7 protein-coding genes and 1 pseudogene are annotated in these 12725 nt (G+C 39.6%); 1 reads left to right on the forward strand and 7 read right to left on the reverse strand.

The features are described from left to right. Positions 1–2469: a hypothetical protein gene (locus tag IPJ09_18675; GenBank protein MBK7373419.1), complete on the reverse strand. Its 2469-nt coding sequence runs from the start codon at positions 2467–2469 to the stop codon at positions 1–3. 32 nt (positions 2470–2501) lie between these two features. Between IPJ09_18675 and IPJ09_18680 the strand changes: the two genes are divergently transcribed. Further along, positions 2502–3233, forward strand: coding sequence for a hypothetical protein (locus IPJ09_18680; GenBank protein ID MBK7373420.1), 732 nt, complete (start codon positions 2502–2504; stop codon positions 3231–3233). A gap of 351 nt (positions 3234–3584) precedes the next feature. Here the strand turns inward: IPJ09_18680 and IPJ09_18685 are convergent. The 6 genes and pseudogenes from IPJ09_18685 to IPJ09_18710 form a co-directional block, all read right to left on the reverse strand. Next, positions 3585–5159, reverse strand: a pseudogene (locus IPJ09_18685) (peptide chain release factor 3). 68 nt (positions 5160–5227) lie between these two features. Then, the gene (cadA, locus tag IPJ09_18690; protein ID MBK7373421.1) at positions 5228–7807 is read right to left on the reverse strand and encodes a cadmium-translocating P-type ATPase; all 2580 of its coding nucleotides are present in this window, start codon (positions 7805–7807) and stop codon (positions 5228–5230) included. An 805-nt stretch (positions 7808–8612) separates the two neighbouring features. Further along, the gene (locus IPJ09_18695; GenBank protein MBK7373422.1) at positions 8613–8831 is read right to left on the reverse strand and encodes a heavy-metal-associated domain-containing protein; all 219 of its coding nucleotides are present in this window, start codon (positions 8829–8831) and stop codon (positions 8613–8615) included. A 157-nt stretch (positions 8832–8988) separates the two neighbouring features. Further along, entirely contained in the window at positions 8989–9435 is a 447-nt protein-coding gene (locus tag IPJ09_18700; protein MBK7373423.1) for a hypothetical protein, read from the reverse strand. Positions 9436–10150: 715 nt separating this feature from the next. After that, complete coding sequence (locus IPJ09_18705) at positions 10151–11362, reverse strand: efflux RND transporter periplasmic adaptor subunit (protein ID MBK7373424.1); 1212 nt, start codon at positions 11360–11362, stop codon at positions 10151–10153. 6 nt (positions 11363–11368) lie between these two features. After that, positions 11369–12487 (reverse strand): efflux RND transporter periplasmic adaptor subunit, encoded by a 1119-nt coding sequence (locus IPJ09_18710; protein ID MBK7373425.1) that lies wholly within the window; start codon positions 12485–12487, stop codon positions 11369–11371. Positions 12488–12725: the final 238 nt, after the last annotated feature.

Below are 12725 nucleotides of genomic sequence, written 5' to 3' on the forward strand. Positions count from 1 at the left end.
TTAATGGAAGATCAGGATGCTTTTTGTTTCCTGCCAATTTTCTGTCCTACATATTAGCGTAAACGCTCCTTCACGTACATTTTGACAATCCAGAGTAATATTATTTTCTCCTGTAATTTGGGCGAGACCGGTATAGACCATTTGTCCAAGCTCATTGATGAGGTAAACTTTTATTTTTCCGGAGGGAAGTTTTCCAAACCGGATATTTAACCAGGAGCTCACCGGATTGGGATAGACAGTGATGGTGGTTGGAGCCTTAGGGGGAAGCACTCTGGCATTTATATGATTTACAGATAAAGTGTAATCTTCTACTTCACCAAAACTAAAGGTCTCGCAAGCATTGCTTTTTTTACTGTCACGCATTTGGATGCGGAGTCGGTAGCTGCCTGGTGTTACCCAAGCAGGGATATTTATGTTTTCGTGGATGGAGAGTGCGCTGGTTTTCTGCAAAAGCATTTCATTGAGGTCATCAAAATCTCCATCCTGATTCCAATCGGCCCACATATACCAATTTTCAGAAAGAGTATAATTTCCGGCGAAGCCTGCTTGAAGATGGATGTCCAGCAGTTGTCCGGGATTTACTTCAATGGTGGCCTCCGTGTGGTCCAGGTACCCATTATTATTGCCTGTTTTAAAAAGTTGACTGCCGATGCTGACCTGGTTGATAAATTCATATTTGCTGATTTTTCCTTTGGAAATACAATAATTGATCTGGCAGGGTTTGCAGTACGGGCCACAGTCAATACCGGTTTCAGAAGCATCCTGAATGCCGTTTTGACAAGGATCGATCAAGATGGCTTCCTGTAAAATAATTTTATAGTCTTCTGTTTCACCAAAATCGAAGGTATCGCAAGCAGAGTGAGGCAACGCCCACTGCATTTGGACCCTCATGGAAAAAGTATCTGAAGTGGCAAGTTTAAAAGTCGATGGAAAATATTTTAGAGTGAGTGTATCTGTGATGGTACCGATGTCCTGATGGTGATAAACCCATTCCTGATCATTATCAAAAAGTCCATTTTTATTCCAATCAATCCAAATGGACCAATGTTGTTGTGTTTGGTAATCGTTGGGGGCAGGTTTTAAGACTATAGAGTTTGTCTTATTGGTATACAAGGGTAAATAGGTATCGTCAAAGGCGGCATAGCCATGATCGTCCCCTGTGCTATGGGTACTATCATTGATGGATACAGATTGGATATAATCAAACATCGAAAACATTCCTGCTCCTATACATGGACATGGGGCACAATCACCTCCACAATCGATGCCGGTCTCTTTGCCATTTTGAATACCATCATGACAAGTGTTTAAAGCTACAGTTGGACAAGGGCCACATTCTCCTCCGCAGTCGATACCTGTTTCATCGCCATTTTGAATACCATCACTACAATGAGCTATGATACCAATAGATAATCCAGGAGACTGTAAGATAGATGCCCGATATCCTCCAGGAGCAAACAAAGCTTCCATCCTGTCGACCTGGCCTTGAGTGAATAAGCTCATGCAAGCATCATCCGAATAGTCTAAAAAATTCTCGACCATATCGATGCCAGAACATGAAGGATGGTCTATTTTGCAGCCATAATTTGGTTCTGCAGAATTAGGAGTGTCGTCTACCTCGTCATCCGCTTCGCAACCGGTGCTTAGACCCCAGGTGTGAAATAGATTAAGCCAATGACCTACCTCATGGGTCACTGTTCGACCCATATCAAAAGGGCTATATTTTTCATTTGGGCCGAAATATTTGTAATTGATGACGACGCCATCTCTTGAATCACCGGGCATATAAGCATATCCCAATACCCCTGATACATTCGCTACCCATATATTTAGATAATGCTGGGACGGCCATGGGGACTTGCCTCCATAGAGATCTGACATTACCACAGGGCCAATAGGGAATTTTGAAAGTGTCGTATAAGTCCTGGTGATTCCATTAGTCCTATAACCCATCGGATCTACCGTGGCCAGGTGAAATCGGATCGAACTCGCAGCAGCCTGAGCATACTTTTGAGTTTGAATGGTGCCAAAATCTTTGTTGAGAATATTGATCTGGGCTATGATCTGTGAATCACTGATATTTTGTAATTCAGTATTATACACTACGTGTACTACTACCGGGATATGGATCTCTGCCCTGCGCATACCTTGTCCCGATTGATAGGTATGGGTATGATCAGATATGAGGTTACGAGTCTGTAGAAAAGCTGGATTGGTCTGTAATTGTTGAAGGTAAATCCCGTCACTTCCACAAGATCTGGTGATGTTCTGGCTGTGTAACGTGCTTGAAGAAATCACTATTAACAGGATCAAACACGCCTTCAAACAGACCTTCATTATATTAAATATATTTTTAATATGATATGGAATCAAAAATGGTGCCAAAGTCCTTGCCTGGATGGAGCTTCCCAGGTTTCGCGGGGTGATAAATATGACCCAGAATGTAAATATTTTAAGCGTCTTGCTCACGCTGTTGCATAAATTATTAGCTTAGTAGGCTAATGAATAAAACTGAATCTACACCATTGACTACGCATACTTTTGAGGTGAATGGAACAACACGTTCTTATCTCTCCAATGATGAAGTCCCTACGCCAAAGTATATAGTGATCGTATTTCATGGCAATGGAGGCACTGCGGAAGGATTTGCCAAAAAGTACGTTCTTCAAAATATTTTTTCTGAGGGATTGATAGTTTATCTGCAGGGTATCCCTGGTATCGGTGGCGGATTTGATCCCAAGGGATTAAAAAATGGTTGGCAACGAAAGAAAGGGGATGGAGAAGATCGGGATTTGTATGCGATCGATATGCTGGTCAAACATTTGAAGTCGTCCTATCCAAAGCTTAAAGATAAGATCTATGCCATGGGTCATAGTAATGGGGGTCGATTCACTTATCTGCTATGGAGTGAAAGAGCGGGTTTATTCAATGGATTTATCATCAATGCCCACCAGGGAGTAGATCTGCTAGGTGCGGAGCTCGAGCCCAGGTCTGCAATGATAATCACTGGAAGACAAGACAGGGTAGTGAATAATGCCAATCAATTGAAATCAGCTGATCTCGTGCAGTCCTTGCTTCAATGTGATAGTCACGAAATCATCAATGACGAACTGACCATCTATAGAAATATTAAAACCGGATTGAAATTGCATCATTATATTCACCTGGGAGGACATGATCTGCCAAAGCCGGCGTTGAAATTTATAGCTGCATTCCTGGAAGGCTCAAGGTGATTTTCGGCCTGACTAAGTTTTGCTGGGCGTATTAATTTTAACAATTTTCTTATCCCGGGCGAAAAGTAGAATTCTTTCTTAGTGATAATTTGGTTATTTTTTAAAAGCGTATTCAACTTTTAATTTTATCCTCACCTAATTGGTTGTCCATTTTTCCATCCTTACTCCAAAAGGTCGTCCCTACGGGACTTTGGCAAGTGGCTGTTAGTCTAAGTTACCAAAAAGGCGCTCCGCTGGGGCTTTTATTCAGTCTGGGTATGACCACCCTGATCACCTTTAAGTTAACTTAATACATATGGATAGATGAAGAGTCTCGCTCTATCTTAAAACAAGCCTCTGAAATATCAGGATTTACTCCTCACTCTTATACCTGAATTCAATCTTGGGATGACTTTCCTGCACCATCCTTAAGGTCCAGGGCGATTCAGCAAGCAATACATACTTGCCATCTTTGTCCTGGGCTATGTCTTTTTTCGTCTCTGGATAAATTCATTTAAGGCAGCTGTATCGTCACATTTAAACCACAATGCCTTGTGTAGTGGCAAGGGTTCATAAGAGCAGCTCGCTCCGTACTCATGCTCAAGACGGTATTGGATTACTTCAAATTGAAGTGCGCCTACTGTCCCGATGATTTTGCGACCACTATCTTCTTTTATAAATAATTGAGCGACCCCTTCGTCCATAAGCTGCTCTATCCCTTTATTGAGTTGTTTGGTTTTAAGTGGGTTGGTATTGAGAATGTACCTGAATTGTTCTGGAGAAAAAGAGGGAATACCTTTGAAATGTAAATCTTCACCTTCGGTGATCGTATCACCAATTTTAAAATTGCCACTGTCGTAAAGGCCTACGATGTCTCCAGGGAAGGCTTCGTCGACCACTTCTTTTTTGGCAGCCATAAAAGAATATGGATTGGAGAACTTAAGATTTTTATCCTGGCGCACCAGGTGGTAAGATTTATTACGCTCAAATACCCCACTCACTACCCGTACGAAGGCGATTCGATCCCGATGTCTCGGATCGATATTGGCATGAATCTTAAATACAAATCCAGTGAATTTTTTTTCTTCCGGCACGACTACTCTTTCTTCGGTCATGCGAGGCATGGGCTGTGGCGAAATCTCTACAAAACAATCCAGCAATTCTTTGACCCCAAAATTATTGACCGCACTGCCAAAAAATACCGGAGAGATGGATCCATCGAGATATTTTTTTACATCAAACTTTGGGTAAACTGTAGTGACTGTCTCCAATTCGTCACGCAGTTCTTTGGCTGCAGATTCGCCGATGTGTTTTTCTAACTCCTTACTCTTAATGTCATCGATGATGATGGTTTCGTCTTCCCCTTGTTTGTGGTGAGGCTTAAAGAGATTAAGTTTTTGTTCATACAAATTGTATACCCCCTGGAAGCGGGACCCCATACCTATCGGCCAGGAGAGTGGGGTAACTTTGAGTTTGAGTTTGCCTTCGACTTCGTCCAGCAGATCGAACGCATCTTTGCCTTCACGGTCGAGTTTATTGATAAAAACCATCATGGGCGTATCACGCATACGGCATACTTCGACTAGTTTCTCTGTTTGAGTCTCGACCCCTTTGGCTACATCAATGACGACGACAGCACTATCTACCGCAGTCAAGGTGCGGAAAGTATCTTCGGCAAAGTCCTGGTGACCCGGGGTATCAAGGAGGTTGATGAGGATGTCACGATACTCAAAGGCCATTACCGAAGTAGCGACAGAAATACCTCTCTGTCGCTCTATCTCCATAAAGTCAGAAGTAGTCGTTTTTTTTGATTTTGTTTGATTTTACAGCACCTGCTATCTGTATAGCTCCCCCAAATAATAAAAGTTTTTCGGTCAGGGTAGTTTTACCGGCATCCGGGTGGGAAATAATGCCAAAAGTGCGTCGTGCTTGTATCTGTTCTGCCATAATAAAATAACTTGCCTTTCGCAGGCAGGGGCGCAAAGGTAAGAATTAGATGGAGATTAAATGTCGCTTTAGTATTGTCTGAGCTTACTTTTTAGAAGTTGAGCATTAATGGCAACAATTATAGTACTCAAACTCATAAAAACAGCGCCTACTGAGGGGCCTAAAACAAAACCTGATTTGTATAACACGCCTGCTGCCAATGGAATAGCTATACTGTTATAAGCGGTAGCCCATACCAGGTTTTGAACCATTTTCTTGTAAGTGGCTTTTCCGAAGAGAATTAAATTAGCAATGTCTTTGGGATTGCTGTTGACTAATATAATGTCTGCTGTTTCTGCTGCCACATCTGTTCCGGAACCCACTGCTATACCTACATCTGATTGTGCCAAAGCCGGTGCATCATTTACACCATCACCTGTCATGGCAACAAATTCACCTTTGCTTTGCAATTCTTTTACAATCTCCACTTTTTGATGGGGTAATACTTCTGAATAATAGCCATCCAAGTCCAATTCATTAGCCACGGCTTTTGCTACTATTTCATTGTCACCTGTAGCCATCAACACTTTAATGCCATTCTTTTTGAATACCTGGATTGCTTCTGCACTTTCCGGCCTTATGGCATCAGCCAATGCGATGTATCCTGCCACTTTATCACGCACCAAAATAAAAACTACAGTTTCTGCTTTGCTTGAAAATGCGCCTTCCACCACTAATAGATTTTTTTCTTTTAAATAACCCGGACTGACCACCTTTACAGATTTTCCTTCAACCAGTGCTTCAACGCCCTTACCGGTAATGGCATTAAATTTCTCTGCCTGGGGTATGGTGATATTGAGTTCTTTTACTTTATTGATAATTCCAACTGCTATCGGATGTTCGGATGTCTGTTCCAAAGCACTTGCCAATCGTAACAATTCATCTTTTGAAATTGAAGCGTCGACAGTTGCAAATCGGGTGACTCCAAAAACACCGGTGGTTAATGTTCCAGTCTTATCAAATAAAAGTGCTGTAATCTTTCTCGATTCCTCAAAAGCTGTCCGGTTACGAATCAATAAACCGTTTTGAGCCGAAACTGCTGTTGATATTGCTACTACCAAAGGAATAGCAAGGCCCAATGCATGTGGACAGGCAATCACCATTACCGTAACCATACGTTCCAAAGCAAAAACAAAAGGATACCCAACAATCAGCCAAACTGCCAACGTGATAAATCCAACTGACATAGCGATGTAGGTAAGCCATTTGGCTGCTCTGTCGCTGAAGTTCTGCATTTTAGATTTTGCTTTCTGTGCTTCTTCTACCAGCGTGATTACTTTATTTAGATAACTTTCTTTGCCGGTATGTTCCACCAGCATTTTTAAAGAACCGTTTCCATTGATAGAACCTCCTATCACTTTGTTCTCTTTTTCTTTTTTTACCGGTTTCGATTCACCGGTGAGCATGGATTCATTTAAATAACTGCTACCCTCCACAATGATTCCATCTGCAGGAACTTTTTCTCCCGGTTTGATCAAAATAGTATCATCCTTCTTTAAAACTTCCAGTTTTACCTCTTCTATTTGCCCATCTTTTTTTACACGGTGTGCTTCAGCAGGCATCATACTTACTAATAATTGCAATGCTTTGGATGCTCCTAGTACTGATTTCATTTCCAGCCAGTGGCCTAATAGCATGATAACAATTAGGGTAGCCAGTTCCCAGAAAAAGTCAACGCCTTTCAAACCAAAAACGGTGGCCATGCTATAAAAATAAGAGACTGAAATGGCCATTGCAATAAGCGTCATCATGCCGGGACCTTTGGCTTTTATTTCATTCCAGAAACCTTTCAGGAATGGCCATCCCCCCCAAAAATAAATCACAGACGACAGTGCCAGCAGAATATATGAATTGTATGGAACTGTAATCCTATATCTGAAGAAATCCTGTATCATTGGAGACAATACTAGAATTGGAGCAGTAAGAATGAGGCTTACCCAAAAGCGTTTTTTAAAATCCTTTATCATCATTTTATGGTGATCGTGTCCGGCCATGTCCATTGGAATACTTCCATGATCCATTTTACTGTGATCCATTTTGGAATGATCCGTTTTTGAGTCTTTCATTCCTGCCTTGCCGGCAGGCAGGTTCGAATGATCCATGTTCGAATGATCCATCTTACTGTGGTCAATACCTGAATTAACTTCCTCCCTCTTCTCCCCAATTGCAGTTGGTTTGATTTCGGACTTGTGGTTTTCTTCCTGTGGTTTGGCTGCAGTTGACTTTTCTTTCGCTTTTTCTGGATTGACTTCCGTTCCGGTCGGCGGATTCACATCAGGATTTTTCATGTTTGCAGGAGATTTGATTTCAGGGGTATCCTTTTCCTCCAGAATTTCGGCTGAAGGTGGGGTTGCTATAACTTCACCATTCTGTTCTGCAGGTTTGTCTTCCGAATTCTCCTGTGCAAAGGACTCATGACTTCTTTGCCGTACAACGGATTTGATATCAGCAACATTCAGAAGGGTTTCGTCATATCGTACAGTGGCATTTCCTGTATCGTAATTCAATGTAACACTTTCTACACCTGGCACTTCACAAATGTGTTTTTCCACTTCTTGTACGCTCCACACTGATAACATGTCTTGTACATTGATATTGCTTGTTTTCATAAACTCTAATTGTTCTATTAAAAATATTTGTCAGTCGCTGTATTATTCAGGATGTTTGCATTGTCCTTCACGACATTGAACCTGATCAGCATCTCAACACCTCTAGCGGTGAAAGATAGAGGTTACCCCATCAAATTTAACCAAGGTATGTTTCATATTCTGCTCTTTTCTATATTCTATTCAATGTTTTAATATTATGATTGAGGATATTTATGTGAAATTAAATGATTGTTGACTAATTCCGCTAGTTTATAATTTCGATACCAATGTTTTTCGGATGGAATGATATGCCTGGGTTGCCGATTGCATCTTTCTACAAGCATACTGTACGATTTCATTTAGTGATTAGAATAACCAACGTGGTATCTTTTTTTCCAGGTTGACCAGGGATGCCAAAAGGAGTTGCAAAAATGCAGATGATAAGTACTATCCAAATAATCCACTAATAGGAGGTGCATTCCTCTGAAGTGATAGATATAATGAGACATTATTTTATAATACAATGGTTAATAAACAGTTTATTTATTTAAAATTTATTAGTGCTCATTTGCATTTATTGATAAAATGTACAATTTTCTGTTTTAAATAAATGGCTTAGGGCTGTTTTTTTGCCTGTGATGTTGCTGTAATTTTCTTTTTTTCTTTTACATCTTCGCAATTCTTTTTACGGATTTATCGACAGCCTTTCCGATTTTATCTTTCTCTTTCTGCATTAGTATCTTTCAACACTTTATTTATAGTGGTAAAAGATTTCTACGCAACACTTTATTTGAGTTGTTTTCAGTTGTCTTTTTTAAGCTGATATTTAGTTGGAGGCAAGTTCCCTAATGGTGTAATTTCCTGCTGTTTTTAGTTGAGCTTGTAATTCTGCGATATCAACATTTTTGTTCATGGTAAGAATGGCACGTTGCGGATTTAATCCTACTTCAGCCTCCTGGATTTCTGGTAGTTTGAGTAATGTGTTCCTTACGCTATTAACACATCCCCCGCAACTCATACCTGTTAAGTCATATTCTTTTTTCATTTTTAAATTTGTTTAATTGGCTGCTAATTAATATTTCTTTGTTTCTATTTTCATTGCTTTTATATTACACCTGTCCTGTATGGCTATCATAAAACGACCTGTATTACTTCTGTTCGTCTCACTGTCAATATTTCTTTCTGTATAGACCGGTACGTAATTAATGCATCATTCCTTTTCCTCCCATCATGCTCTTTTCCTGCATCATTTTCATCATTCCGGGATTTTGAGAAATCATATTCATCATAGTTTTAATCATCTCTGGATTCTGCATCATCTTGCTCATCATCATATTCATCATCCCCTGTTGCTGCATCATCATATTCATCATTGATTGGCCTGATATACTGTCATTTTCAGCCATGTTCATCACACCCTGCATCATTGGTCCGTTTTGCATCATCATCTGCATGGCATGTCCGTTGTCTGTCATATGACTCAACATGTTGGTCATCATCTGGTGATTATTTGCAATATAAGTCATAATAGAATCCTGTTGTGATTTGTTATTCAGCAATTCTGATACAGAAGGATTCTGTCTTTGAGAACAAGATGAAATATAAAGTATCAATCCTGTTGTTACTAAAATTGTTTTTAATTTATTCATTATTTTTAATTTTGTTGATTATAATATTGATGTAGATTTGGACAAAGCATATAATTGTACTCAGTTTCAGGTTGAATTTAGTTAATAGCTGTTTGCCTTATTGCCTGGCCTGAATTTTAGATCTTTTGTTGTTAGACCTTCAAGCTTCGTAAAACTACCGTTCACAATTTAAGCATGAATTCATTATTCGTTTTCTGTTTTCAAGGTTCATGGTTTTGACTTGTATGGTTTTGAAAGGATGCGAAAAGAATGAATTAAAGACTTCAACTACCGCTGTTAGTATTTTTAATTGAACTTAATCATTAGCGCCACCCAAATGTACTTTCTTAAATGCCACATATATTACACAAATAAGGATAAATGTTACATCATTCACATATTTAAATTCCTGTGTAGCTTTAAGAATCTCTATTATTTATCTGTATATATTGGTGTTTTTTATAATTGGATAGCGATTAATGTATCCTGATTGAGACATCATTTAAATTATTTTTTGATTTTGTAATAATTCATGGGCATGAATTAAATTATCTGGTTTTGAATGAATAATTTTGTCTTTTGCAGACTCTTTTAAGATTTGCTATATAGTGATGAAATTGGCAAGGTGCTTGCCAAAAATTATTGTTAAGAATAAGCTTGAAAAGTTGCCTAAACGTAAATGGATGCCAATTTGAATAGCAAAAGTAGCATTGATACATATTTTATTTCAGTAATCTTAATTTGTGCCCATGTCCATTCCATCCATGCCGGCCATGGTATTGACACCTTTCTTAAAAACAAACTCACTATTCAATAAATAAGCACCCCGTGTTACCACTACATCACCGTTTGTCAATCCTGATTTTATTTCCAACCTGTCGCCACTTTCCAGACCGATTTGGATCATCTTCATTTTATAACTATTTTTCACTGTCTGCACCCATACAATATTTGTTTTTCCATTTCGTAGTACAGCATCTGTAGGAAGTGTGAGTGAATTTAGTTCTTTGCTTTTTATGATGACATAAGCTGGCATTCCTGGCTTAAGTAAGCCATTGGCGTTAGGTATAGAAACTCTCACCAGGACAAGCCGTCTGTCTGATGCTATCTCAGGATTTGCAAATTCAATTTTTCCTTTCCATTCTTTGCCTGGTAGATCCGGAAATTGGACTATGACAGTTCCTTTCAGGTTTAAAGCTGATAATTGTGAACTGTATACCTGGGCTTCTGCCCATAAAGAAGAAAGATCGGCCAGCTTTACGATGGTGCTTCCTTCCGATACATACTGACCTTCCATCACCGGCAATTCTGTAATATAGCCAGAAGTATTGCTGAAAAACGATGTAAGCGGAGAAGCCAGTTTTGTTTTGGCTAACTCCTGTACTTGTGATTCATTCATGCCCCATAACATCAATTTTGTTTTTGCACTTTCAATCAGCCGGTTAAAATCTATGATGGAATTATCGAGTGTATTTTGTTTTTCAAAGGCTATTAGGTACTCCTGCTTAGCATTGTTTAATTCCTCACTATACAGATCATAGAGATGTGCTCCCTTAGAAACATAATCACCCATATTTTTATAATATAGTCTGTCGATGCGCCCCATGATTCGGGCATTGATGCTAGACACTTTGGTTTCATCTGTATTTAATGTTGCAGTCAATATCATTTTATCACTGATCAATCCGTACCGAATGGTATCTGTTTGAATATTACCCAATCGGATCTGTTCATCATTGAGCAATAATTCATTTTCTGCTGTATTGGTTTTCTTTACTACTATCAATTCCATATGGCAGATTGGACAATTTCCGGGTTTGTCCTGCATGATCTGTGGATGCATACTACAGGTATAATATTCGTCTTTATTCACCCTAGTTGGCTTTTTAGTTAGACAGGATGTAAAGACTAGTAAAAGGGCTGCGATAATTATTATATATTTTTTCATAATTCCTTATTTAGTTTTTATGAAACTTTCACTGTCTACCAGGTACTGTGCATTTGCGGCCACGGCTTCTGTTTTATCGAGGCCGTTTAATACCTGAACCAGATATTTATTGGTAATTCCGGTTTCAATTTTTCTAGCCATAAAAGCTTCCCCTGTCCTTACAAAGACCACATTGTCCAGGCCCAGTGATAATACTGCTTCCTCTGGCAGCCAGTTTGCCAGACGGTTTCCAGCATAAATGGTAGCTTTCACCTGACTGCCTATCGGAAGTCTATAGGAGGAATTATCAAAGTAGACCCTAGCTGTTACTGTTTTACTGGCTTCATTATAAAAAGGTTCTATGTAGCTGATGCTGGCATTAAAATCATTTTCAGAATTTGTTTCCGGAATGATGTGTACTTTATTTCCCACTTGTAGCATAGCTGCCTGTCCGGTAAAAATATTCAGCATGGCCCATGCTTTATTCGGATTATAGACCGAAAAAATGTTTTGTCCTTTCTGCACATACATTCCTTCTTTAACGGATAATTCAGCGGTAGTAGCATCCAACAGTTGCATGGTTGCGGGTTGATTGTTTCCCATGCCTTTGCTGGTGCTTTCATGAATATGACCACTGTAATTACTGAAAAGAGAAACATTATAAGATGGTTTGGAAGTATTCATCACGCTACTTACTTGTTGATTGCTCATACCCAACAGAAACAATTTCTGTTTTGCAGCACTGATTAACGTAGCATTCTCCCGGTCATTTTTTAGCAGAAACAAAAGATTTTCCTGAGCAGTCAATAGTTCAGGGCTATAGATGTCCATAATCCGCTGTCCTCTGTTGATTTTTTGAAAACGATATTTCACATACAACTTTTCAATACGGCCTGAAAAGTTAGTGGATATAATGCCTGTTTGTCTTGTGTCATAAGTGATAAATCCATATGATTCCATTTCTATATCTTCTTCCCTTGCCATCATGTGAACCATGGGTACATTGGCAATCACCTGCTGATTAGAAGGTTTGAGCAAGGCATTCAGCGAAACAGCTTTGGATTCGTTGGGTGACTTTACCTTTTCGAGTTGCATACCGCAGATCGGACAAGTTCCTTCCATATCGCTATGCACCTGCGGATGCATAGGACAGGTGTATCCTTTAGTTATTGCCATGCTGCTGTCAGCTATTTCTTGTCCCACGTGCATGGTATGATTCTCTATTGGTACCAGATCCATTCCACATTTAGGACATGTACCGGGTTGGTCACTGAACACGGAATCCTCTGGCATAGGACAGGTATACATTATCTCTGTTTGCTGGTTACCACTATTGCAGGCAAAAAAGCAGAGGGCCATGCTTACAACTGCAAACCATTTTATT

This window comes from Saprospiraceae bacterium (assembly GCA_016709995.1).
Taxonomy (GTDB): Bacteria; Bacteroidota; Bacteroidia; order Chitinophagales; family Saprospiraceae; genus JADJLQ01.